The 22,557-nt window shown below is 72.0% G+C and carries 22 protein-coding genes; 4 read left to right on the plus strand and 18 right to left on the minus strand.

The window, feature by feature from the left end:
• Window positions 1–70 precede the first annotated feature (70 nt).
• The 3 genes from CXQ97_RS20255 to CXQ97_RS05810 form a co-directional block, all read right to left on the minus strand.
• A complete protein-coding gene (locus CXQ97_RS20255; RefSeq protein ID WP_258062331.1) occupies window positions 71–1,030 on the minus strand; it encodes a RecX family transcriptional regulator in 960 nt (319 codons plus the stop codon).
• A gap of 5 nt (window positions 1,031–1,035) precedes the next feature.
• Entirely contained in the window at window positions 1,036–2,082 is a 1,047-nt protein-coding gene (recA, locus tag CXQ97_RS05805; protein WP_104179918.1) for a recombinase RecA, read from the minus strand.
• A 212-nt stretch (window positions 2,083–2,294) separates the two neighbouring features.
• Window positions 2,295–2,513, minus strand: a complete 219-nt coding sequence (locus CXQ97_RS05810; protein WP_104180303.1) for a DUF3046 domain-containing protein — start codon at window positions 2,511–2,513, stop codon at window positions 2,295–2,297.
• A gap of 115 nt (window positions 2,514–2,628) precedes the next feature.
• Here CXQ97_RS05810 and CXQ97_RS05815 point away from each other — a divergent pair, with 115 nt between their 5' ends.
• On the plus strand, window positions 2,629–3,138 hold the full coding sequence (locus CXQ97_RS05815; protein WP_104179919.1) for a MarR family winged helix-turn-helix transcriptional regulator: 510 nt from the start codon (window positions 2,629–2,631) through the stop codon (window positions 3,136–3,138).
• A gap of 55 nt (window positions 3,139–3,193) precedes the next feature.
• On the opposite strand, the gene CXQ97_RS05820 is transcribed toward CXQ97_RS05815, so the two are convergent.
• From CXQ97_RS05820 to dapA, 6 genes are all read right to left on the minus strand, one after another.
• Entirely contained in the window at window positions 3,194–3,634 is a 441-nt protein-coding gene (locus CXQ97_RS05820; protein ID WP_104179920.1) for a helix-turn-helix domain-containing protein, read from the minus strand.
• 121 nt (window positions 3,635–3,755) lie between these two features.
• On the minus strand, window positions 3,756–4,253 hold the full coding sequence (locus tag CXQ97_RS05825; protein ID WP_104179921.1) for a CinA family protein: 498 nt from the start codon (window positions 4,251–4,253) through the stop codon (window positions 3,756–3,758).
• Complete coding sequence (pgsA, locus tag CXQ97_RS05830) at window positions 4,250–4,837, minus strand: CDP-diacylglycerol--glycerol-3-phosphate 3-phosphatidyltransferase (RefSeq protein WP_104179922.1); 588 nt, start codon at window positions 4,835–4,837, stop codon at window positions 4,250–4,252. The genes CXQ97_RS05825 and pgsA overlap by 4 nt, the downstream gene beginning before the upstream one ends.
• 9 nt (window positions 4,838–4,846) lie before the next feature.
• Window positions 4,847–7,705 carry a DNA translocase FtsK gene (locus tag CXQ97_RS05835; protein ID WP_104179923.1) on the minus strand — a complete coding sequence of 953 codons (2,859 nt, stop codon included), beginning with the start codon at window positions 7,703–7,705 and terminating at the stop codon, window positions 4,847–4,849.
• A gap of 106 nt (window positions 7,706–7,811) precedes the next feature.
• Window positions 7,812–9,512, minus strand: a complete 1,701-nt coding sequence (locus CXQ97_RS05840; RefSeq protein ID WP_104179924.1) for a ribonuclease J — start codon at window positions 9,510–9,512, stop codon at window positions 7,812–7,814.
• Window positions 9,509–10,447, minus strand: a complete 939-nt coding sequence (dapA, locus tag CXQ97_RS05845) for a 4-hydroxy-tetrahydrodipicolinate synthase (RefSeq protein WP_104179925.1) — start codon at window positions 10,445–10,447, stop codon at window positions 9,509–9,511. The genes CXQ97_RS05840 and dapA overlap by 4 nt, the downstream gene beginning before the upstream one ends.
• Window positions 10,448–10,527: 80 nt before the next feature.
• Between dapA and CXQ97_RS05850 the strand changes: the two genes are divergently transcribed.
• Window positions 10,528–11,709, plus strand: a complete 1,182-nt coding sequence (locus tag CXQ97_RS05850; RefSeq protein WP_104179926.1) for a heparan-alpha-glucosaminide N-acetyltransferase domain-containing protein — start codon at window positions 10,528–10,530, stop codon at window positions 11,707–11,709.
• 8 nt (window positions 11,710–11,717) lie between these two features.
• On the opposite strand, the gene CXQ97_RS05855 is transcribed toward CXQ97_RS05850, so the two are convergent.
• The 7 genes from CXQ97_RS05855 to CXQ97_RS05885 all read right to left on the minus strand — a co-directional run bounded on the left by CXQ97_RS05855 (window position 11,718) and on the right by CXQ97_RS05885 (window position 17,338).
• Window positions 11,718–12,194, minus strand: a complete 477-nt coding sequence (locus CXQ97_RS05855; RefSeq protein WP_104179927.1) for a hypothetical protein — start codon at window positions 12,192–12,194, stop codon at window positions 11,718–11,720.
• A complete protein-coding gene (gene dapB / locus CXQ97_RS05860; RefSeq protein ID WP_104179928.1) occupies window positions 12,191–12,961 on the minus strand; it encodes a 4-hydroxy-tetrahydrodipicolinate reductase in 771 nt (256 codons plus the stop codon). The genes CXQ97_RS05855 and dapB overlap by 4 nt, the downstream gene beginning before the upstream one ends.
• A 10-nt stretch (window positions 12,962–12,971) precedes the next feature.
• On the minus strand, window positions 12,972–13,409 hold the full coding sequence (locus CXQ97_RS05865) for a molybdenum cofactor biosynthesis protein MoaE (protein WP_104179929.1): 438 nt from the start codon (window positions 13,407–13,409) through the stop codon (window positions 12,972–12,974).
• Complete coding sequence (locus tag CXQ97_RS05870; protein ID WP_104179930.1) at window positions 13,396–13,881, minus strand: molybdenum cofactor biosynthesis protein B; 486 nt, start codon at window positions 13,879–13,881, stop codon at window positions 13,396–13,398. The genes CXQ97_RS05865 and CXQ97_RS05870 overlap by 14 nt, the downstream gene beginning before the upstream one ends.
• Window positions 13,878–14,378, minus strand: coding sequence for a cyclic pyranopterin monophosphate synthase MoaC (moaC, locus tag CXQ97_RS05875; RefSeq protein WP_104179931.1), 501 nt, complete (start codon window positions 14,376–14,378; stop codon window positions 13,878–13,880). Before moaC ends, CXQ97_RS05870 begins: the two co-directional genes overlap by 4 nt.
• A 26-nt stretch (window positions 14,379–14,404) precedes the next feature.
• Window positions 14,405–15,724: a gephyrin-like molybdotransferase Glp gene (gene glp, locus CXQ97_RS05880; protein WP_104179932.1), complete on the minus strand. Its 1,320-nt coding sequence runs from the start codon at window positions 15,722–15,724 to the stop codon at window positions 14,405–14,407.
• Between the two features lie 63 nt (window positions 15,725–15,787).
• On the minus strand, window positions 15,788–17,338 hold the full coding sequence (locus tag CXQ97_RS05885; protein ID WP_104179933.1) for a molybdopterin-dependent oxidoreductase: 1,551 nt from the start codon (window positions 17,336–17,338) through the stop codon (window positions 15,788–15,790).
• A 131-nt stretch (window positions 17,339–17,469) separates the two neighbouring features.
• Between CXQ97_RS05885 and moaA the strand changes: the two genes are divergently transcribed.
• Both moaA and CXQ97_RS05895 read left to right on the plus strand, forming a co-directional pair.
• The gene (moaA, locus tag CXQ97_RS05890; protein WP_104179934.1) at window positions 17,470–18,531 is read left to right on the plus strand and encodes a GTP 3',8-cyclase MoaA; all 1,062 of its coding nucleotides are present in this window, start codon (window positions 17,470–17,472) and stop codon (window positions 18,529–18,531) included.
• A gap of 1 nt (window position 18,532) precedes the next feature.
• On the plus strand, window positions 18,533–18,784 hold the full coding sequence (locus tag CXQ97_RS05895) for a MoaD/ThiS family protein (protein WP_104180304.1): 252 nt from the start codon (window positions 18,533–18,535) through the stop codon (window positions 18,782–18,784).
• A gap of 19 nt (window positions 18,785–18,803) precedes the next feature.
• On the opposite strand, the gene CXQ97_RS05900 is transcribed toward CXQ97_RS05895, so the two are convergent.
• Complete coding sequence (locus CXQ97_RS05900; protein ID WP_104179935.1) at window positions 18,804–20,174, minus strand: pitrilysin family protein; 1,371 nt, start codon at window positions 20,172–20,174, stop codon at window positions 18,804–18,806.
• 112 nt (window positions 20,175–20,286) lie between these two features.
• Window positions 20,287–22,542 carry a polyribonucleotide nucleotidyltransferase gene (locus CXQ97_RS05905; protein WP_104179936.1) on the minus strand — a complete coding sequence of 752 codons (2,256 nt, stop codon included), beginning with the start codon at window positions 22,540–22,542 and terminating at the stop codon, window positions 20,287–20,289.
• Between the last annotated feature and the right edge of the window lie 15 nt (window positions 22,543–22,557).

Below are 22,557 nucleotides of genomic sequence, written 5' to 3' on the forward strand. Positions count from 1 at the left end.
CCGGGACTGTCATGCTCACGCCATCAAGCGTACGGCGGGCGGCGCGGACGCCCACAATCCCGCCGGCCCGTCAGTCCTCGGTGCGCTCGTCCGCGACGACGTCCTTGACGATCGAGAAGGCCGTGCCGGGACTGTAGCCCTTACGGGCGAGCACGCCGACGAGGCGGCGCACCTCCTTCTCGCGGACGGCCCGGTCCGAGAGGTCGGCGCTGCTGCGCAGCCTGCGGCGCGCGACCTCGCGCGCCTGCTCGTGCTCGTCCTCGTCGGAGAGCTGCAGCAGCGCATCCTCCGCCAGGTCCGGGTCGATGCCCTTGTCCGCGAGTTCGCGCCTCAGCGACGAGCGGGACAACGATTTCGCGGCCGTCCGGGTCCGCACCCACATCCGCGCGAACTCGGCGTCGTCGATCAGCTGGACCTCCTCGAAACGGTCGAGGAGGGAGGAGGCGATGGCGGGCGGGACGTCCCGGCCCGCGAGCTTCTGGTCGAGCTGATGGCGGCTCCGGGGACCGAGGGCGAGCTGGCGCAGCAGGACGGACCGCGCCTCCGACGCCCACTCCTCGTCGCTCTTCCCGGCCCCACCGTCCGCCACGTCCGGATCTTCCGTAGCTCCCGGATGCGGTGTCGTGCCGTCGCCCCCGCGGCCGGCGCCGCTGCGCTTCGTCCCCCCGCGCCCGGTACGTCGGGGGGCGGCGTCGTTCTGCGCCGGCCCCTCCCCCACGTCGCGCACGACGGCGTCCGCCGTCGGAGCGTCGGCGGACGAACCGACGACCGGTCCGAACGGGTCGTCGAACGGCGAGCGGCGCGCACCGTCCCTCCGACCGCCCGTGCGGGCCTGCCGCTTCCCCGCGGAGCTCCTGGCACCGAAGGACGAGGCGGACGACGCGGAGGGCGCGGACCCCCGCCGTCCGAAGGACGACCGGCGGGGGGTCGCCGGACCGGGAGGATCGGCCGCACCCTCCGAGCTGTCGGAACCGAACAGCCCGGACACGGTGCCCCATCCGACCGGTTCGGTTCCGCTATCGGACGGCACCGGACCTACTCGCCGCTGACAGCCTTGAGCTTGGGTGTCTCGGCCTCTTCCTCGGCCTGGACACCGATGCCCAGTTTGACCCTGATCTTCTGTTCGAGCTCGTCCGCCAGGCCGGGATTGTCCTTGAGGAACTTCCGGGCGTTCTCCTTGCCCTGCCCCAGCTGGTCCCCCTCGTAGGTGAACCAGGCTCCGGACTTCTTGACCAGCCCGTTCTCGACGCCCACGTCGATCAGGCCGCCCTCGCGGGAGATCCCGTAGCCGTACAGGATGTCGAACTCGGCCTGCTTGAAGGGCGGCGCCATCTTGTTCTTGACGATCTTGGCGCGGGTCCGGTTACCCACCGGGTTCACGCCTTCCTTGAGGGTCTCGATGCGACGCACGTCGATGCGGATCGACGCGTAGAACTTCAGCGCCTTGCCGCCCGTGGTGGTCTCCGGGCTTCCGAAGAACACGCCGATCTTCTCGCGCAGCTGGTTGATGAAGATGGCCGTGGTCTTGGTCTGGCTCAGGCGGCCGGTGATCTTCCGGAGCGCCTGGCTCATCAGGCGGGCCTGCAGGCCGACGTGGCTGTCACCCATCTCACCCTCGATCTCCGCACGCGGCACGAGGGCTGCGACGGAGTCGATGACGATGATGTCGATCGATCCCGAGCCGATCAGCATGTCCATGATCTCGAGTGCCTGCTCGCCGGTGTCCGGCTGCGAGACGAGGAGGGCGTCGGTATCCACGCCGAGCCTCTTCGCGTACTCCGGGTCGAGGGCGTGCTCGGCGTCGATGAAGGCGGCGATGCCGCCATTGCGCTGTGCGCTGGCGACGGCGTGGAGGGCGACGGTCGTCTTACCGGAGGACTCCGGTCCGTAGATCTCGACGACCCTGCCACGCGGCAGCCCACCGATGCCGAGTGCGGCGTCCAGGGCGATGGAGCTGGTGGAGATCGTCTCGATCGGGGCCCTGACCTCGTCGCCGAGACGCATGACGGAACCCTTGCCGTACTGCTTGTCGATCTGGGCGAGAGCAGCTTCGAGGGCTTTCTCGCGGTCTGGAGCGGCCATTCTTCACCTCGGTTGTCCATGGCCAACTGGCCGGTTTACGTGTTCGGTACGACTGTATGGGCCTGCGCCGACAGTTTGAGAGGGCGCCGCCGGTATGTGCACAAGAGCGCCCCTCCGCCACGACCATCATACCGCGGTCCGAACAGATATTCGATTATCCGCGACCCTCCCGCGTGTTCGGGCAGGCCCTGCCGCCGGTGTCGCACCCGGTGTCAGCGGGGCCTGATGTCCCGGCCGAGCCAGCGCTCCCGCGGCACGTCCTGCGCCCGGCACACCGCCTCCCAGACCGCCTTCGGATCGACACCGGCGCCCAGGGCCTCGGCCGCGGTCCTGTCGCCGAGGCGGTCGACGACGAGGTCCCGGGCGAGAGTCCTCGAGTACCCCGCCCCGAACTCGTCGTCCATCAGTCGCCAGAAGTCGCTCAGCCGCATGTGCCGTCCCTTGCTCTCGTCGTTGCCGTGCGGCGGTCCCGGGGGCGCCGCCGTGCGCATCGGTCCATTCTCCGTCGCATGGTGTCCCGCCGACGCGTCACCCTACAATTGCCCCATGAACGCGAAGCCGAGCACCAAGGATCCCGGCCCGGGCACTGCAGCCTACCCCGGGGACGATGCCGACACCGATGCAGCCATCGAGGCACTCGAGCAGCAGCTCAGCATGCTGTGGCGGCGTGCGCGGTCCAACTCGTACAAGGTGGCCCGGCGCGTGCACCCCGACATGGAGCCGGCGGCCTACGGGCTCCTGGTGATCCTGCAGCGCGAGGGCTCGATGCGCCTGACGGACATCGCGGCCAGCGTGGGTGTCGGCAAGCCGTCGGTCAGCCGCCAGATCGCCATGCTCGAGCAGCTCGGACTGGTGCAGAAGGAGGCAGATCCCCTCGACGGGCGCGCCCAGGCGATCTCCCTCACCGAGGCCGGGACGCACCAGCTCGTCGCTGCGCAGAGCGCCCGCAAGCAGGCGTTCCACCAGCTGATGGAGGACTGGGACGTCGCGGACCTCACGCGCCTCGGTACCCTGATCGCCCAGCTGAACAACACCTACACCAAGGACAACTGGTAGCGGACAGCAGGAAGGCCCGTCCCTTCGGGGACGGGCCTTCCTTGTCGTGGGGGTCCTAGCGGTTCGTCGCCGCGAGGCCCCGACGGAAGTCGTCGTTCAGTTCGTCGGTGAGGTCGTCCCCGAATTCCCGCGAGAACTCCTGCGGGATGGTGTCCGGGATGGAGACGCCTTCTGCTACTGCCAGGCGGTCGCTGACTTCCCGCAGCATCGAGGAGAGCGGCACCTCGAGTGCACTGCAGATTGATGAGAGGAGTTCGGAGGATGCTTCCTTCTGGCCACGCTCGACCTCGCTGAGATATCCGAGGGAGACCCTCGCGCTGTGCGATACCTCTCGCAGGGTTCGGCCCTGGCGCTGGCGCACGTCCCGGAGGACATCGCCGATCTCATGGCGAAGAACTACCATTTTGCGCTCCTTGGGCTTGCGTTGTGCATCCTCTGCCAACCCCACATCACGCCAACGGACCACGCCGTTTACGGATACGGGCTGCTTTACCATCTGTATCGCCTTGCTCCCTCATGAGTGGGCACTGCCCCGGGGGGCACATGCGCCGTGATGACCTGCCCGTCCTGCTTGAGCCTGAGTCGCCAACCCTACCAACGGCCGGCATTGTTTATAACTACCCTTGGGCACCGTTTGTTCCCCTGGCCAGCACCCCGAGGAGCTCGCGGAGCGCCGCGTCGCGGGACGCGATCCGGATGGCGTCGCGGCCGCCGGAGAAGTGGTGGGCGACGGCTTCCGTGCCGGAGACGCTCGAGATCGCCGTGAACACGGTGCCGACGGGCTTCCCCTCGTGCGCTGCCGGGCCGGCGACACCGGTGGTCGCGACGCCGATATCGGCCGAGAGCGCCGACCGGGCCCCCTCCGCCATGGCTGCCGCCACGCGGGGATCGACGGCGCCGGCCTCCGCGAGGAGTTGCGCATCGACGCCCAGAAGGTTCCGCTTGACGGACACCTGGTATGCCACTATGCCGCCCTGCAGGACGGACGAGGCGCCCGGCACCCCGGCGAGGGTCGCGGCGACCATCCCCGCGGTCAGGGACTCCGCCGTCGCGACGGTGAGGCCCAGGCGGGCGGCCACGGCGACGACGTCGGACGCGAGTTCCTCGCCGGTCACTTCCGGGCGCCCGCCCGGAGGCGGATCGCCTGGACGACGTAGTCGACGCCCGTCACGACGGTGATGACGACCGCGGCCGCCATGACCGCGGCACCGAGCCACCAGGCCCAGTCCCCGAGCAGGGCCTGCAGCGGGATGAGGAACAGCAGGATGGCGACGGTCTGGACGACGGTCTTGAGCTTGCCGCCGCGCGAGGCGGGCATCACGCCGTACCGGATGACGGCGAACCGCAGCAGCGTGATCCCGATCTCGCGGACCAGGATGACGATGGTCACCCACCACCACAGCTCCCCCAGCACGGACAGCAGCACGAGCGCCGACCCGATGAGCAGCTTGTCGGCGATGGGGTCGGCGATCTTGCCGAAGTCTGTGATGAGCCCCCGGCTGCGCGCGAGGTCGCCGTCGAGCTTGTCCGTGTAGATCGCCACCGCGAAGGTGAGGACCGCGAGCCAGCGGAACAGCCCGTCCCGCCCGTCGTCGAGCAGGAGGAACCAGATGAAGAACGGGACCAGGAGGATCCGCACGACGGTCAGGACGTTCGCGATGTTGAGGACCGGCACCGCCGGGCTCGGGGAGCTGTTCACCGTCTCAGGCTACCTGCCGGTGAGGTTCCAGGCATCGTTGTCGCCGTCGTCGCCGTCCCCGGACGCGTCCTCGCCGTCGTAGTAGTCGACGGCCTGCGGCCGTGACGCGAGGTCCTCCGCGACGAGGTCGACCGGCCCCTGGGCAGGACGGGCCTGGACCGGCGGCTCGTCGCCGCGCATGGCGGCGAGGACCGGCTCGAGGTCGTCGGGCTTCACCAGGACGTCCCGGGCCTTCGAGCCCTCCGACGGGCCGACGACGCCGCGGGACTCGAGGAGGTCCATGAGCCGCCCGGCCTTCGCGAAGCCCACGCGGAGCTTGCGCTGCAGCATGGAGGTGGACCCGAACTGCGTCGTGACGACCAGCTCGGTGGCCTGCAGCAGGACCTCGAGGTCGTCCCCGATGTCGTCGTCGATCTGCTTCCTGGGCGCTTCGACCGCGACGTCCTCGCGGTAGCTCGCCTGGAGCTGGCCCTTCACGTGCTCGACGACGCGGTGGATCTCCGACTCGGTGACCCAGGCGCCCTGGACGCGCATCGGCTTGGAGGCGCCCATCGGCAGGAACAGGGCGTCGCCCTGGCCGATCAGCTTCTCGGCGCCGGGCTGGTCGAGGACCACGCGGGAATCGGTCACGGAGGACGTCGCGAACGCCATGCGGGACGGGACGTTCGCCTTGATCAGGCCGGTCACGACGTCGACGGAGGGTCGCTGCGTCGCGAGCACGAGGTGGATGCCCGCGGCGCGCGCGAGCTGGGTGATCCTCACGATGGAGTCCTCGACGTCGCGCGGCGCGACCATCATGAGGTCGGCGAGCTCGTCGACGATGACCAGGAGGTACGGATAGGGCCGGACGACGCGCTTGGACCCCTCGGGCGGGACGATCTTCCCGTTCCGGACGGCCTTGTTGAAGTCGTCGATGTGCTTGTACCCGAAGTTCGCGAGGTCGTCGTAGCGCGTGTCCATCTCGCGGACGACCCACTGCAGCGCCTCGGCGGCCTTCTTGGGGCTCGTGATGATCGGCGTGATGAGGTGCGGCACGCCCTCGTAGGCGGTGAGCTCCACGCGCTTGGGGTCCACCATGACCATGCGCACCTCGTCGGGCGTCGAGCGCATGAGGATGGACGTGATCATCGAGTTCACGAAGGAGGACTTGCCGGCGCCCGTGGCCCCGGCCACGAGGAGGTGCGGCATCTTGGCGAGGTTCGCGACGACGAACCCGCCCTCGACGTCCTTGCCGACACCCATGACCATCGGGTGGTCGGTCTTGCGGGCGTTCCCGGAGCGCAGCACGTCGCCGAGGGACACGGTCTCGCGGTCGGTGTTGGGGATCTCGATGCCGATGGCCGACTTGCCGGGGATGGGCGAGAGGATCCGCACGTCCGAGCTGGCGACGGCGTAGGAGATGTTCTTCGACAGGGCGGTGACCCGCTCCACCTTGGTGCCCGGCGCCAGTTCGATCTCGTAGCGCGTCACCGTGGGCCCGCGCGAGAACCCCGTGACCTTCGCGTCCACGTTGAACTGGTCCATGGTGTGCGTGAGCGCGGCGACGACGGCGTCGTTCGCTTCCGACCGCTCCTTCGGCGGGGTGCCCGCGGGCAGGTAGTCCGACGGGGGCAGCGTGTAGGCGACGTCTCCCGCGAGCTGCAGCTGCTCGGTGCGCTGCGGGATGGGGGTCGGGGGGACCTGCGGCTGCACGGGCGTGGACGGGACGATCAGGGCCTTGGCGGCGGGCACGACGTCGATGGCCTCGGTGGCACCCTCGGGTGCGCGCTCCGGCGCCTCGACCGGCGGCACGCGGACCGGCGAGCGCTTGAGCTCGGCGGCGGCGAGCTCCTGCTTCGTGGGCCGGCGCACACCGGCCGGTACGGCGGCCTCGGCCTCGCGGGCCCGGCGCTCCTCGTCCTCGATGACGGCGCGCTCGAACGCCTCGTCCCCCACGTAGCCGTCGTCCTCGGCGTCGCGCTCGGCGGGGGCGTCTCCCTTGTCCTTGCCGAAGAGGCGCTTGCGCTTCTTCGGTTCCGGCGTCGCCGTGGAGCCGTGCGTCTCGTAGAGATAGCTCTGGTCGTGACCGTCGTCGCGGCCGTGCCCGGCGTCGTCGGGGTCCTGGCCCATCAGGTGCTCGTAGAGCGAGCGGAGGCGGGCGGGGATGTGGCGGAAGGGCGTCGCGGTGACGATCAGCAGCCCGATGAAGACGGCGACCGCGAGCAGGACGCCCACCGGCCAGGCCGTGAGGACGCCGCTGAGGGGCCCGGCGACGAGGAAGCCCACGACGCCGCCCGCGCGCCAGAGCGCGTCCAGCCCGTCCGCGAGGCCCGGACGGCCGCCGACCAGGTGCGCGATCCCGGAACCGGCGAAGAGGAGGACGAGCAGCCCGATGCTGATCCGGTTGTTCGCCCGGTGGCGTTCCGGGTACCGGAAGAGCCGGACGGCGCCGATGCCGAGGAGGAACGGCACGAGCAGGGCCATCCAGCCGAAGGTGCCGCCCGCGGCGGCGTGCACGATGTCGGCGGGGACGCCGGTCAGGGCCCACCACTCGACGGCGGCGACCGCGAGGGCGAGCAGGAGGAGGAAGAAGCCGGAGCCGTCGCGCCGCACGTCCCGCTCGGGAGCGACGGCGTGGCCGAAGGCGCGCACACCGGACCCGACGACGCGGGCCATGCCCATCCAGACAGCCTGGACGGCCCGCAGCGGGAACGCGAGCTGGTCCTCGGACTGCGGCTCGGGAGTCACCGGGACCTGCCGGGTCTTGGCCGGGGCGCGGGTGGCCCCCTTCGCGGGCGCCTTGCCGCGGGACGGTCCTGCAGCGGCGGATGCCCCCCTGGTGCGGGTCTGTTGCTGGCCCCGCGGGGCAGGGGAGGTTCGAGTGGCCATGCCCTTCACGGTACCGGACGGCCCCCCTGAAGCGGCGGATTTCGCCCTGCCGCCCGCCGGGCGGGCGAGCGGGACGGCGTGCCCGCCGGGCGGGCGGCAGGGTGGGTCAGGCCTCGAGGACCACCGGGATGATCATGGGCCGCCTGCGGTAGCGGCGATTGACCCAGGTGCCGACGGTACGCCGGACCACCTGCTGCAGCTGGTACGTCGTGTGCTCGGTGGTGTTCGTCACGGCCTCCTCGAGGGCGGCGCTGATCCGCGGCTTGATCTCGTCGAAGACCGAGTCGTCCTCGGCGAACCCCCGCGCGTGCACGTCCGGCCCGGAGACGATCTTCCCCGTGGTCCGGTTGACGACCGTGATGATCGAGATGAAGCCCTCCTCGCCGAGGATGCGGCGGTCCTTGAGGTCCGCGTCCGTGATCTCGCCGACGCTGGATCCGTCCACGTACACGTAGCCGCACTCGACGGAGCCCACCACGCGGGCCGTGCCGCCCACGAGGTCGATCACGGAGCCGTCCTCGGTCAGCAGGACGTTCGACGCCGGCACGCCCGTCTGCTGCGCCAGCCTGCCGTTGGCGATGAGGTGGCGGGTCTCGCCGTGGACGGGCATCACGTTCCTCGGGCGGAGGATGTTGTAGCAGTAGAGCAGTTCGCCGGCGGCCGCGTGGCCCGAGACGTGCACCTTGGCGTTGCCCTTGTGGATCACGTCGGCGCCGAGCTTCAGGAGCCCGTTGATGACGCGGAACACCGCGTTCTCGTTGCCGGGGATGAGCGAGGACGCCAGGATCACGGTGTCGCCCCGCCCGATGGTGATGCGGTGGTCGCCGTTGGCCATGCGGGACAGCGCCGCCATGGGTTCGCCCTGGGACCCCGTGGACATGAGGACCACACGGTCGTCGGGCAGGTCGTCCACGTTCTTGATGTCCACGAGGATGCCCTCGGGCACCTTGAGGTAGCCGAGCCTCGCGGCGATGGCCATGTTCCGCACCATCGACCGTCCCGCGAAGCACACGAAGCGGCCGTGGGCGTGCGCGGCGTCGAGCACCTGCTGCACCCGGTGCACGTGCGAGGAGAAGGACGCGACGATGATGCGCTTGCTCACCTGCCCGAACAGGTTCTCGAGGACGGGCCCGATCTCGCGTTCCGCCGTCGTGAAGCCGGGCACGTCCGCGTTCGTCGAGTCGACCATGAACAGGTCCACGCCCTCCTCTCCGAGGCGGGCGAAGGCGCGCAGGTCGGTGATCCGGCCGTCGAGAGGCAGCTGGTCCATCTTGAAGTCGCCCGTGTGCAGGACGGTGCCGGCCTCGGTGCGGAGGAACACGGCGAGGGCGTCGGGGATGGAGTGGTTGACCGCGACGAACTCGCATTCGAAGGGGCCGAGCTGCTCGATCTGCCCCTCGGACACCGTGAGGGTGTAGGGGCGGATGCGGTGTTCCTGCAGCTTCGCCTCGACGAGCGCGAGCGTCAGCTGCGAACCGATGACGGGGATGTCGGCCTTGAGCCGCAGGAGGTACGGGACCGCGCCGATGTGGTCCTCGTGGCCGTGCGTGAGGACCAGGCCGACGACGTCGTCGAGCCGGTCCTCGATGTAGGAGAAGTCGGGCAGGATGAGGTCGACGCCGGGCTGGTTCTCCTCCGGGAAGAGCACGCCGCAGTCGACGATCAGGAGCTTGCCGTCGATCTCGAAGACCGCCATGTTGCGGCCGATCTCCCCGAGCCCGCCGAGCGGCACCACCCGGAGGGTGCCGGGTTCGAGCGCCGGCGGCAGGGCGCGCAGGGCGGGCCCGGTGCCCGCGGCGTCGCTCATGCGCGCGTATCCCGCAGACCGCCCTGCTGGGCGAGGTCCCAGCCGGCCTCGGCGAGGTCGGCGAGGACCGGCTCGAGCTCGTGCCGGTCGGGAGCGACGAGGGGCAGGCGCACGACGGCGTTCTGCAGCACGCCCTGGAGGTGCAGGATGTGCTTCGCGGACACGGCCCCCGGGATGTGTGTCATGACGGCGCGGATCACGGGATCGAGGGCGAAATGGACCCGGCGGGCCTCCGTGAAGTCGCCCGCGGACGCCGCGTCGACGAGTGCACGGAAGGCCGCCGTCGCGACGTGGGCGGTGACGCTGACGACGCCGACGGCTCCCGCAGCCATCCACGGCAGGGTGAGGCCGTCGTCGCCGGAGTAGACGTCGAGGTCGGTGGCGGCGAGGACGCGCGTGACGGCGCCGAAGTCCGCCTTCGCGTCCTTGAGGGCGCCGATCTTCGGGTTCTCGGCGAGCCGGAGCATCGTCTCGGTGGTGATGGGGATGCCGGACCGGCCGGGGATGTCGTAGATCATGATCGGCAGGTCGCTCGCCGCGGCGACGGCCTCGAAGTGCGCCACGACGCCGGACTGGGTGGGCTTGTTGTAGTACGGCGTCACGACGAGCTGCGCGTGGGCGCCCGCGCGCTCGGCACGGCGTGCCATCTCCACGGAGTGGGAGGTGTGGTTGGTGCCCGTGCCCGCGATCACGCGGGCCCGGTCCCCCACCGTCTCGGCGACGACGCGGTAGAGGTCCTCCTTCTCGGAGTCCTCGAGCGTGGAGGTCTCCCCCGTGGTGCCGGAGACCACCAGGCCGTCGCAGCCGTCGTCGACGAGACGGGCGGCGAGGGCGGCGGTCGCGTCGAAGTCGACGGCGCCGTCGGCGGTGAACGGCGTGACCATCGCCGTGACGAGGGAACCGAACGGGAGCGTGCGCGAGGGGGTGTCAGCCATGGGTGAAACGTTACCCGCTCGGGCGGTGTCGGGGAGGACGGGCCCGCGGGGCACGCGGGTGCCTGTGGGACCATGGCGGGATGCACACGAAGTCCGCCCCCCGGCGGTTGACCGGGATCGACGCAGCCCGCGGCGTGGCGCTCTTCGGCATGATGAGCACGCACATCCTCCCGCTCTACGCGCCGGGCACCACCGACGCCACCTGGACGGCCCTGCTCTTCTCCGGCCGCGCCTCGGGGCTGTTCGCCGTCGTCGCCGGCATCGGCCTGGCCCTCCTGACGGGCGGGCACTCGCCCCACCGGGACCGCGTGCTGTCGGCGGACCGCGCGGGCATCGCGGTGCGGGCCGTGATCATCGCCCTGATCGGCCTGGTCCTCGGCGGCGTCGAGACGAACATCGCGATCATCCTGTTCCACTACGGCGTGCTCTTCCTCCTCGCTCTGCCCTTCACGGGGCTCCGCCTCCGGGCGCTCGCGGCCTGGGCCGCGGGCTGGGTGCTGCTGGCGCCCGTCGCGGCCTACCTGCTGCGCCCCGTCGTGGCCGGGAGCGTCGTCCCGTCCTCGCTCGGCGGCAATCCCCTCTTCGAGCACTTCCTCGTGCCGGGGACGATGGCCGCCGACATCTTCCTGACCGGCTACTACCCCGCGCTGCAGTGGCTCGGCTTCCTCCTGATCGGCATGGCGATCGGACGGCTGGACCTCTCCCGCCTCGGCGTGCAGGCGGGCCTGCTCGGAGCGGGGATCGTCGCCGCGGTGGGCGCGCGGTTCGTCAGCGCGCAGCTCCTCGGGCCCGGCGGCGGGCTGGCGGCGCTCCTGGCGACGCCGGACGGCAGCCGCTACCCGCTCGAGGCCATGCTCGACGTCGGGCTCGCAGGGGTGGACCAGGAGGGCTCCTGGTGGTGGCTCGCCGTCAGTGCCCCCCACTCGGGCACGACCCTGGACCTGGTGCACGTGACCGGCTCGGCGGCGGCGGTCGTCGCGGCGTGCCTCCTGCTGACGCGCCGGTTCCCGCAGGCGCTCCTGCCCCTCTCGGCGCCCGGCGCGATGACGCTGACGCTCTACAGCCTCCACATCTGCGTCATGAGCTGGGCCGACAAGCTCGTGCCGCTCCCGGACCCGCTGCAGCTCTTCTGGCTGCAGGTGGCCGCAGCCGTGGCCCTCGGAATCCTCTTCCAGCGCGTGCATGCACGCGGCCCGCTGGAGCTGCTCGCCTCCGGGGCCGCGAACGCGGCACGCGAGGGCCGCGCCGAGGCGCGGCGCTAGCAGCGGGACTAGGCGGCGTCGTGCTGCCGGTACAGCTTCGCGGCGTCGCGCATGGCCCTGCGGGCCCGCTTGCGGTCCCCCGAGGCGTCGTAGGCGCACGAGAGCCGGAACCAGCTGCGCCAGTTCGCAGGGTCGGCCTCGACCTCGGCCTGGTAGGCGGGGAAGGCGCTGTCCGCGGCGGAGCGCACGATGCGCCCGCTGGGCGTCCTCGGCAGGTCGTCCACGGGGAGTCCTCCCTCGCCCTCGAGCTGCCGCGCCATGCGCTGCGCCTGCGCGCCGAAGAGCAGTTCCCGGGCGAGCGCCCAGGCGCCGATGCAGGGCAGGAGCAGGTAGGCGGCGCCGATCGCCTTCGCCACGGGTGCGGGGTCGCCGAGCAGGAGGAAACTGCGCTGGAAGGCCACGGCGAGCCAGAAGACGAGCAGCGCCGTGATGAGCAGGACGCCGAGCCTGGCCCGGTGCTCCCGGTAGAACTCCCCGGCGCTCACCGGTTCCCGCCGGCCTGCAGGTCCAGGTAGCCGTCGAGGCCGACCGTGAGGCCGGGGTGGTCGGCCACGGAGCGGATCCCGAGGAGCACGCCGGGCATGAAGGAGGCGCGGTCGAAGGAGTCGTGGCGGATGGTCAGCTGCTCCCCCGGGCCGCCGAGCAGCACCTCCTGGTGCGCCGTGAGGCCGCGGAGGCGCACGGAGTGCACCGGGATGCCGTCGATCCTGGCTCCCCGGGCGCCGTCGACCTGCTCGCGTGTGGCGTCGGGCGCGTCCGCGACGCCCGCGGCGGCGCGGGCGGCGGCCATGAGCTGCGCGGTCCGGACGGCGGTGCCCGAGGGGGCGTCCACCTTGTCGGGGTGGTGCAGCTCCACGATCTCCACCGATTCGAAGTAGCGTGCCGCGGTGGCGGCGAAGGCCGAGGCGAGCACCGAGCCGAGGGCGAAGTTCGGGGCGATGAGGACCCCGGTGGCGGGCGTGGCGGCGAGCAGGGACCGGAGTCGTTCGAGTCGCTCCGCGGTCCAGCCCGTCGTCCCGACCACGGCATGCATGCCGTGCCCCACGGCGAAGGCCACGTTGTCGAAGGTCGCCGCCGGGACGGTCAGGTCGACGACGACGCCTGCCCCGGCGGACACCAGCGAGTCGAGCGGGTCGCTGCTGCCGAGGGCTGCGACGAGTTCGAGGTCGGGAGCCGCCTCGATGGCGCGGACGGCCTCGGCCCCCATGCGTCCCCGGGCGCCCAGGACGGCCACGGGCAGGTGTTCAGTCATACGGTCAACCCTACTGTTCGGCGCCTGCGCCGACCCATTCCACGGTCCCGTCCGTGAAGAACTGCTCCTTCCAGATGGGTACGCGCTCCTTCACGAGGTCGACGAGGTCCGAGCACGCGCGGAACGCCTCCCCGCGGTGCGCGGCGCCGACGGCGGCTACCAGCGCCTGGTCGCCGATCGCGAGGGGGCCGACCCGGTGGGCCACCCAGATCCGCACGCCGTCGTGGCGGACGGCGATCTCCTCGGCGACCTCGCGGATGACCCGTTCGGCGCTCGGGTGGGCGGAGTAGCTCAGCGACGCCACGTCGCGCCCACCGTCGTGGTCGCGCACCACGCCGCTGAAGCCGACGACGGCGCCGCAGGATGGGGAGTCGACCCCTGCGGCGGCCTCCTGGGGGGTGATCGGTGCGGCGGCGACGGCCGCGTGGACGACTTCACCGGTGGTCATGGGAGCCCTCCAGCTGGGAGCAGATGTGGTCGATGAGCGGTGCGAGCACGGCGAGCCCGTCCCGGACCCCGCCGGGCGATCCGGGCAGGTTCAGGACGAAGGTGGAACCCGCGGCGCCTGCGAGCCCGCGGCTGAGGACCGCGGTGGGCACCGCGTCCGCGCCGGCGCGGCGCAGCGCCTCCATGATGCCGGGCAGGCTGCGCGTGAGGTAGGGGGCGGTCTGCTCGGGGGTGGCGTCGTCGGGGCTCAGCCCGGTCCCGCCGCTCGTGATGAGGACGGCCGGGCGGGCCTCCAGAGCGGCTCCGATGGCGGTGCCGACGGCCTCGCCGTCCGGCACGACGACGGCCTCCGCGACCGCGAAGTCGTGGCGGTAGAGCCAGTCGGCGATGGCGGGCCCGCATTCGTCCTGGTAGGTCCCGGCGGCGGCGCGGGTCGAGGCGATGATCACGGCCGCGGTGCGGAGGGGCGTCATCTGCTCCAGTCCCCGCTCTTGCCGCCGGACTTCGAGAGCACCCGGGTGCCGTTGATCACGGCGTGCTTGTCGACGGCCTTGATCATGTCGTACAGGGTCAGGGCCGCGACGGACGCCGCTGTGAGGGCCTCCATCTCCACGCCGGTGAGCGCGGTGGTCCGCACGAGTGCGCTGATCCTGACGTGTCCGCCGTCGGGCTCGAAGTCGACGGTGACCTTCGACAGCGGCAGCGGGTGGCAGAGCGGGATCAGCGAGGAGGTCTGCTTCGCGGCCATGATGCCCGCGATCCGGGCCACGGCGAGGGCGTCACCCTTCGGCAGGTCCCCCTCGGCGATGAGCGCGACGACGTCGGGTCGGGTCTCGAGGGTCGCCTCGGCGACGGCCTGGCGGACGGTGGCCTGCTTGCCCGAGACGTCGACCATGTGGGCGGTGCCGTCGGCGCGGACATGGGACAGCGCCGGGGACGGACCGTCGGCGGGCGGGGGTGGTGGGTTCATGGATGGATCCTTTCTGCGGAGTCCATTCAACCAGTGCCGGGCCCGTCCGTGGTGGCCGGACCGGTTCCGGCGTCCTCGAGGACGAGCACGTCCTCCACCGCGAAGGGGTCGGCGGGCTCGGGGCCCGTGAGGGTGAGCTCCACGCGCTCGCCCGCGGCCAGCGCGGCGACACCGACCGGTACGTGCACCAGGCAGTTGGAGGCGGCGAGGGCGTGCAGGAGGTGGGAGTCGGGCCCGCCGACGAGGGCCACCCTCCCGTCCCGGTAGAGCCCGCGGCGTACCTGGTGCTTCGCCCCGGGGCTCTCGAGGGCTTCGACGAGGACGGCGTCCAGGACCGGGCGCGGAGCCGGGATGCCGGTCAGCCGGTGCAGGGCGGGGCGGAGGAACATCTCGAAGGACACGAGGGCGCTAACCGGGTTGCCGGGGAACCCGAGGAACGGGATGCCGGAGATCGTCCCGTGGGCCTGCGGGCCGCCCGGCTGCAGGGCGACGGAGGAGAACTCCACGCTGCTGTCCGCCAGTGCCTGCTTCACGACCTCGTAGGCGCCCTGGCTGATCCCGCCCGTGCTGAGGACGAGGTGGGTGCTCCCGGAGGGGATCGCGTCGAACGCGTCCCGCAGCACGGCCGGATCGTCCCCGAGCAGCCGGTGGCGGGCCACCTCCGCCCCGGCCTCGCGGAGGGCCGCCTCGAGGAGTGTGGAGTTCGCGTCGTAGATGGCCCCGGGGGCGAGGGGGGTGCCCGGCTCGGCGACCTCGTCCCCCGTGGAGAGCAGCAGCACCCGGAAGCGGGGACGGACCCGCACCGCGCCGACGCCGCAGGCCGCGAGGAGCCCCAGCTGGGCCGGTCCGAGCAGCGTGCCCGCGGGGAGCGCCGTCTCGCCCTCCGCGATGTCGCTGCCGGCGCGCCGCACGAACAGACCGGTATCGATGCCGCCGGGGAGCCGGACCGTCACGGGACCGGCGGCCCTGTCCGCCGCGGAGTGGAACTGTGCGGGGTCGGCGCGCTCGATCGGCACGACGGCCGCCGCGCCGTCGGGCAGCATGGCGCCCGTCATGATGGGTGCGGCCGTTCCCGGTTCCAGGGGCGGCGGCACGGAGCCCGCGGGGATGGCCTCGGCCACGAGGAGGGCGGACGGGGCACCGAGGTCGTCGGCGTGGACCGCGTAGCCGTCCATCTGCGAGTTGTCGAAGGGCGGCAGGCTCACGGGCGCGGCGATGTCCTCGGCCAGGGCGCGGCCGAGCGCGCCGGGAAGCGGGAGGAGCTCGGGTGCACCGCCGTCGTACCCGCTGCTCCAGCGCAGGAGGCCGGCGACGGCGGCCCGGTGTTCGGCGACGGTTCTTCTCATGGCTGCCTTCCGGGGGTGCTGCCGCTGTCCCGCCGCGGGAGGGCCGGGACAGGCCGGGCAGGTCTAGGTCACCGTGAACGTTACCGTGTGCAGTCCTTCGGACCCGTCAGGCGCGGGCGCCACGGAGGCCTCCGACTGGACGCCTCCCGCGCGGTCCACCGCCCGCGACTGCACGGTGCGGGTGCCCGCCTCGAGCCGCAGCGTGGCGCGGTACTGGCACCACGTGTCGACGGAGACGGGGGTGGCGAGCTGCGCGCGCTGCCAGGGGCCGCCGTCGACCCGCACCTCGACGGCCTCCACGCCCGTGTGCTGGGCCCACGCCACACCGCCGACGACGACGTCCCCCGCCGCCACGCGCGCACCGGGACGGGGCACGTCGACGCGGGAGGACGTCTTGACGGGGCCGCGCTCGGACCAGCCGCGCGTGGACCAGTACGCGCGGTCGTCGGCGAAGCGGGTCACCTTCAGCTCGCTCACCCACTTGGTCGCGGACACGAAGCCGTAGAGGCCGGGCACCACGAGGCGGACGGGAAAACCGTGCTCGACGGGCAGGGGTTCGCCGTTCATGCCGACCGCGAGGAGGGAGTCGCGGCCGTCGGTCAGCGCCTCGAGGGGCGTGCCCGCCGTGAACCCGTCGACGCTCCGCGACAGGACCATGTCCGCTCCCGGCCGTACGCCCGCACGGGCCAGGAGCTCCCGGACCGGCCAGCCGAGCCAGCGCGCCGTCCCGGTGAGGTCCCCGCCCACGGGGTTGGACACGCAGGCGAGGGTGATGTGGCGCTCGACCAGGGGCAGGGCGAGCAGCTCGTCGAAGCCGATCTCGACCTCGCGGTCCACGAGCCCCGAGACCTTGAGGGACCACCGCGCAGGATCGACGACCGGCACGACGAGGGCCGTGTCGATCCGGTAGAAGTCGTCGGACGGCGTCACGAGGTCGGTGATGCCCTCGACGTCGAGCTCCGCCCCCGCGGGGATGACGGACCCTTCCGGTGCCGGGAACCCGGTCGGCGCGGGCGCGGGCAGCCGGACGGCCGAGCGCCGCCGTGCCACCGTGGACTGCGAGGAGCGCACGCCGGTCGCCGCGGCACCCGTGGCGGCGGCGACGACGGCGGCGCCCGACACCCCCTGGAGGAACCGGCGGCGTGCGGGAGTCGCCGTCGTGCCGCCCTCCGATGCCCGGGCCCAGGCCCGCAGGGCCCGCACGAGGGCGTCGAGCACGAGCACCGCCACCGCCACGGCGAGGACGGGCGCCGCGTACGACACGAGCGACGACTGCGGCCGGGAGGCGACGGCGAGGGCCCCGAGGGCGCCGAAGCCGGCGACGACCGCGCGACCGGCGAAGGACCTCCGGTACTCGAGGACGCCGGCCGCGAGGGCGAGGACCGCGATGAGGACGGCGATGCCTCCGAGGAGGACCGCCTTGTCCGCGGTGCCGAACCAGGCGATCGCCCAGTCCTTCACGCCGGGCGGCACGACGTCGATGACGGCGGAGCCCACGGCGCTGACCGGGGTCACGGAGGGGCTCAGCGCGGCGGCCGCCAGCTCGCCGCCGATCACGCCGATCCCCACGGCGAGGGCGCCGGAGAGCGCCGCCCAGGTGCGCCGTCGGCTCATCGCTGCCTTCCCGTCCGGCCCCGGCGACGGTCCGCCGCCGAAAAGAACCATCCCATACACGACCGCGGGTGCCCGCTCGTTCCCCGTCCACGCGATAGGGCGGCGGGGGCCGGAGGGCGTACCCTCGCAGTATGGGAGTTCACCTCGGAATGCCGCGCGCTGCCGCCGCCCAGGGACTCCTGGACATCCACGGCCGGCGCGCGACGGACATGCGCCTGTCCCTCACGGACAAGTGCAACCTGCGCTGCACCTACTGCATGCCCGCGGAGGGCCTCAACTGGCTGCAGAAGGACCAGGTCCTGTCACGTGCGGAGATCGTGCGCCTCGTCGGCATCGGCGTCGACCGGCTCGGGGTCCGGGAACTGCGCCTGACGGGCGGCGAGCCGCTCGTGCGGGCCGACCTCCTGGACATCATCAGGGACATCCGCACCGGCCACCCCGACCTGCCGATCTCGATGACGACCAACGCGCTGGGGCTCGACCGGCGGGCCGCGCAGCTGAAGGACGCCGGCCTGACGCGCATCAACGTCTCCATGGACTCGCTGCACCCCGACACCTTCGCGCAGCTGACCCGCCGGCCGTTCCTCGATCGCGTCCTGAAGGGGATCGAGGCCGCCGCCGACGCCGGTCTCGGACTCGTGAAGATCAACGCCGTCCTCATGCGCGGCATCAACGACCACGAGGCACCGGACCTCGTCGAGTGGGCGGTGGCCCGCGGTTTCGAACTGCGCTTCATCGAGCAGATGCCCCTCGACGCGGACCACGGCTGGACGAAGGAGGGCATGGTGACCGCCGCGGAGATGCGCGCGCTCGTCGAGACCCGCTTCGTCCTCACACCGGACCCGCGCACGCGCGACGGCGCACCCGCCGAGCGGTGGGAGGTGCGCGCGAAGGCGGCCCCCGACGTCGTCCTGGGGACGGTGGGCATCATCGCGTCGGTGACGGAGCCCTTCTGCGCCGATTGCCGCCGGACGCGTGTCACCGCGGAGGGCAAGGTGATGAGTTGCCTCTTCTCCCGCGAGGAGACGGACCTGCGGGAGCTCCTGCGTTCCGACGCGGACGACGACGCCGTCGCGCAGCGCTGGCGCGAGGCCATGTGGCTGAAGCCCCGCGCGCACGGCATGGACCACACGGGCCTCGGCGCCGCGGACTTCGTGCAGCCCGAGCGATCGATGAGCGCCATCGGTGGCTGAGGTGCTGGTGAGGTATTTCGGGGCGGCCCGGGCCGCGACCGGCGTCGACGAGGAGCGCCTGCCGGGCGGGCGCACCCTCGACGCGGTGCTGGCAGAGCTGCGCGCACGCCCCGCGCGGACGGCCGGCCCCTCCCTCGCGAAGGTCCTCGACCGCAGCAGCTTCCTGTTGAACGAGGTGGCGCTGCGCGACCCGGCGAGAGTGCTGCGGGACGACGACGTGCTGGACGTGCTGCCGCCCTTCGCCGGCGGCTAGAGCGCGTCCGCCCTGAGGGTCAGCGGGCGAAGTCCGCTTCCGAGTCGAACGGGCCCACGACGACGGTGGTCCGCGGTGCCGCGGCGAGCTCCCGTGCGAGGGACTGCACGTCCTCGGCGGTGACGGAGCGGATGCGCTCCAGCGAGGTGTCCATGTCGACGAACTCCCCCGACACCAGTTCCGACCGGCCGAGCCGGGACATGCGGGAACTGCTGTCCTCGAGGGCCATGACGAGTCCGCCCGAGAGCTGGCCGACGGCCTTGCGGAGCTCCTCCGCGTCGATGCCGTGGGCCGCCAGGCGGTCGAGTTCCGCGCCGAGCAGCTCGATCACCTGCCCGGTCTTGGCGGGCGAGCACCCGGCGTACATGCCGAAGTAGCCCGCGTCGGCGTACGCGGCGGAGAAGGAGTAGGTCGAGTAGACGAGGCCGCGCTTCTCGCGGATCTCCTGGAAGAGCCGGGAGGACATGCCGCCTCCGAGGACGGCGTTCAGTACGCTCATGGCGAACCGTCGCTCGTCGGTCGCGGTGAGGGACGAGCAGCCGATGAGGATGTTCGACTGTTCGACGGCCCTGCGGATCACGTGCGTGCCCGTCGCACCGGCCACGGGGGCCTCGGTCGTCGTACGGCGCGCCACGGGCAGCGCGCCCTCGTCGAGCGCCCACCCGGCGGTCTCGAGGGCTTCCTGCACGAGCCGGCAGACGGTGTCGTGGTCGAGGCCGCCCGCGGCGGTGACCACGAGCTCGGACGGGGTGTAGTAGCGACGGTAGTGCGCGAGGACGGAATCCCGCGGGACCGCGCGGATCGCCTCGGGGGTGCCGCCGATGGGCCGGCCGAGGGGGTGGTCCCCCAGCACGAGCTCGACGAACCTCTCGTGGGCGACGTCCGCCGGGTCGTCGCTGTCCATCGCGATCTCCTCGAGGATGACGTCGCGTTCCTGCTCGAGCTCCTCCGGGTCGAGCACGGCGGACGTCACCATGTCGGCGATGACGTCGATGGCCATGGGCAGGTCGGTGTCGAGGACCCGCGCGTAGTAGCAGGTGTTCTCCTTCGCGGTGGCGGCGTTCGACTCGCCGCCCACCTCGTCGAACGCCGACGCGATGTCCATGGCGCTGCGGCGCGCGGTGCCCTTGAACAGCAGGTGCTCGAGGAAGTGGGTGCTGCCGTGCTGGCCGTCGGCCTCGTCGCGGGAGCCGACGCCCACCCAGAAGCCGATGGTCGCGGATCGCTGCCCGGGCATGGCCTCGGTGAGCACGCGGACGCCGCCGGGCAGCACGCTGCGCCGCACGACGTTGCCGCCCGGATCCCCGGCCACGAAGGTGGGGTCGGGGCCGCCGGTCCCCGTGCGGGGGGTCGGCAGCAGGGGCAGGGACACTACGGAGGGCAGGGGCATGCTGGTCTTCCTGGTCGTTCGGGAAAGGCCGACGGCCCCGGCGCCGACCGAGTCGATCGGTCGGCGCCGGGGCCGCGGGCCGTGGGCTGCTCGGGACGAGCGCGGCGACCTGCTAGTCGTCGTCGCCCTCTGCGACGGCGGGCAGCTCGATGCCGGCGTCCTCGACCGGCTCGTCGGCGACGACGGGCGAGAGCGACAGCTTTCCGCGGTCGTCGACCTTGGTGATCTCGACCTGGACCTTCTGGCCCACGGTCAGGATCTCGTCGACGTTGTCGACGCGCTTGCCGCCGGCGAGCTTCCGCAGCTCGGAGATGTGCAGCAGGCCGTCCTTGCCCGGGGTCAGCGAGACGAAGGCGCCGAAGGTCGTGGTCTTGACGACCGTGCCCAGGTAGCGCTCACCGATCTCGGGGACCTGCGGGTTCGCGATGGCGTTCACGGCGGCGCGGGCGGCCTCGGCCGACTCGCCGTTCGTGGCGCCGATGAGCACGGTGCCGTCGTCCTCGATCGAGATGTCCGCCCCGGTGTCCTCCTGGATCTGGTTGATCATCTTGCCCTTGGGGCCGATGACCTCGCCGATCTTGTCCACGGGGATCTTGACCGAGATGATGCGCGGCGCGAACTCGGAGAGCTCGTCCGGTGCGTCGATCGCGGCCTGCAGGACGCCGAGGATGTGCAGGCGTGCCTCGCGGGCCTGCTTCAGCGCGGCTGCCAGCACCGAGGCGGGGATGCCGTCGAGCTTGGTGTCGAGCTGGATGGCGGTGACGAACTCGGCCGTGCCGGCGACCTTGAAGTCCATGTCGCCGAAGGCGTCCTCGGCTCCCAGGATGTCGGTCAGCGCGGCGTAGCGGGTCTGGCCGTCGACGACGTCGGACACGAGGCCCATGGCGATGCCGGCGACCGGTGCGCGGAGGGGCACACCGGCGTTGAGCAGCGACAGCGTCGAGGCGCAGACGGACCCCATCGACGTCGAGCCGTTGGAGCTCAGCGCCTCGGAGACCTGGCGGATCGCGTAGGGGAACTCCTCGCGGGTCGGCAGGACGGGCACGAGGGCGCGCTCTGCCAGTGCTCCGTGGCCGATCTCGCGGCGCTTCGGCGAACCGACGCGGCCGGTCTCACCGGTGGAGTAGGGCGGGAAGTTGTAGTTGTGCATGTAGCGCTTGCGCGTGACGGGCGACAGCGAGTCGATCTGCTGCTCCATCTTGAGCATGTTCAGCGTGGTGACGCCCATGATCTGGGTCTCGCCGCGCTCGAAGATGGCGGAGCCGTGCACGCGCGGCAGGACCTCGACCTCGGCGGTGAGCTTGCGGATGTCGCTCAGGCCCCGGCCGTCGATACGGACCTGGTCCTTGAGGATGCGCTGGCGCACGACGGCCTTGTTGAGCGAGCGGAAGGCTGCGGAGAGCTCCTTCTCGCGTCCCTCGAACTGGGCGCCGAGGGCGTCCATGAGCTCGGCCTTGAGCGCGTCGGTCGCGGTGCCGCGGTCCTGCTTGTCGGCGATCTGGAAGACCTGGGCGAGCTTCTCGGACCCGGCGGCCTCGATGGCCGCGTACACGTCGTCTTGGTAGTCGAGGAAGATCGGGAACTCGACGGTCGGCTTCGCGGCGCGGGCCGCGAGGTCCGCCTGGGCCTCGCACAGGGCGCGGATGAAGGGCTTGGCGGCCTCGAGGCCGTCGGCGACGATCTCCTCGGTGGGCGCGGTGGCGCCGTTCTCCTTGATGAGGGTCCACGAGTTGTCGGTGGCCTCGGCCTCGACCATCATGATGGCGACGTCGTCACCGGCGATGCGCCCGGCGACGACCATGTCGAAGACGGAGTTCTCGAGCTCGGAGTGCTTCGGGAAGGCGATCCACTGGTCGGTGCCGCTGCCGTCGGACACGAGGGCGACGCGGACGCCGCCGATCGGGCCGGAGAAGGGCAGGCCGGAGAGCTGCGTGGACATCGAGGCCGCGTTGATCGCGACGACGTCGTAGCGCACGTCGGGGTTGATCGCGAGGATGGTCACGACGACCTGGACCTCGTTGCGGAGGCCCTTGACGAACGCGGGACGGAGCGGGCGGTCCATGAGGCGGCACGCGAGGATGGCCTCGGTGGAGGGGCGGCCCTCGCGGCGGAAGAACGAGCCCGGGATGCGGCCCGCGGCGTACATGCGCTCCTCGACGTCGACGGTCAGGGGGAAGAAGTCGAAGCCTTCGCGCGGCTGCTTGCCCGCGGTGGTGGCCGAGAGCAGGGCGGTGTCCTCGTCGATGTAGACCATGGCGGAGCCGGCGGCCTGCTGGGCGAGGCGGCCGGTCTCGAACCGGACGGTGCGTGTTCCGAAGCGACCGTTGTCGATCACTGCTTCGGCGAACTGAATTTCGGGACCCTCCAAGAGAGTCACCTCCGT

This window comes from Arthrobacter sp. B0490 (genome assembly GCF_002929355.1).
GTDB lineage: Bacteria > Actinomycetota > Actinomycetes > Actinomycetales > Micrococcaceae > Arthrobacter_D.

Coding starts and splice junctions, on each gene's coding strand:
- recA (WP_104179918.1), bottom strand. CDS start 2,082: ATGGCCGCTCCAGACCGCGAGAAAGCCCTCGAAGCTGCTCTCGCCCAG.
- dapA (WP_104179925.1), bottom strand. CDS start 10,447: ATGGCTGACACCCCCTCGCGCACGCTCCCGTTCGGTTCCCTCGTCACG.
- glp (WP_104179932.1), bottom strand. CDS start 15,724: ATGAGAAGAACCGTCGCCGAACACCGGGCCGCCGTCGCCGGCCTCCTG.
- CXQ97_RS05810 (WP_104180303.1), bottom strand. CDS start 2,513: ATGCGGCTGAGCGACTTCTGGCGACTGATGGACGACGAGTTCGGGGCG.
- CXQ97_RS05835 (WP_104179923.1), bottom strand. CDS start 7,705: ATGGCCACTCGAACCTCCCCTGCCCCGCGGGGCCAGCAACAGACCCGC.
- CXQ97_RS05850 (WP_104179926.1), top strand. CDS start 10,528: ATGCACACGAAGTCCGCCCCCCGGCGGTTGACCGGGATCGACGCAGCC.
- CXQ97_RS05840 (WP_104179924.1), bottom strand. CDS start 9,512: ATGAGCGACGCCGCGGGCACCGGGCCCGCCCTGCGCGCCCTGCCGCCG.
- moaC (WP_104179931.1), bottom strand. CDS start 14,378: ATGAACCCACCACCCCCGCCCGCCGACGGTCCGTCCCCGGCGCTGTCC.
- CXQ97_RS05815 (WP_104179919.1), top strand. CDS start 2,629: ATGAACGCGAAGCCGAGCACCAAGGATCCCGGCCCGGGCACTGCAGCC.
- moaA (WP_104179934.1), top strand. CDS start 17,470: ATGGGAGTTCACCTCGGAATGCCGCGCGCTGCCGCCGCCCAGGGACTC.
- dapB (WP_104179928.1), bottom strand. CDS start 12,961: ATGACTGAACACCTGCCCGTGGCCGTCCTGGGCGCCCGGGGACGCATG.
- CXQ97_RS05865 (WP_104179929.1), bottom strand. CDS start 13,409: ATGACCACCGGTGAAGTCGTCCACGCGGCCGTCGCCGCCGCACCGATC.
- CXQ97_RS05820 (WP_104179920.1), bottom strand. CDS start 3,634: ATGGTAAAGCAGCCCGTATCCGTAAACGGCGTGGTCCGTTGGCGTGAT.
- CXQ97_RS05885 (WP_104179933.1), bottom strand. CDS start 17,338: ATGAGCCGACGGCGCACCTGGGCGGCGCTCTCCGGCGCCCTCGCCGTG.
- CXQ97_RS05870 (WP_104179930.1), bottom strand. CDS start 13,881: ATGACGCCCCTCCGCACCGCGGCCGTGATCATCGCCTCGACCCGCGCC.
- CXQ97_RS05900 (WP_104179935.1), bottom strand. CDS start 20,174: ATGCCCCTGCCCTCCGTAGTGTCCCTGCCCCTGCTGCCGACCCCCCGC.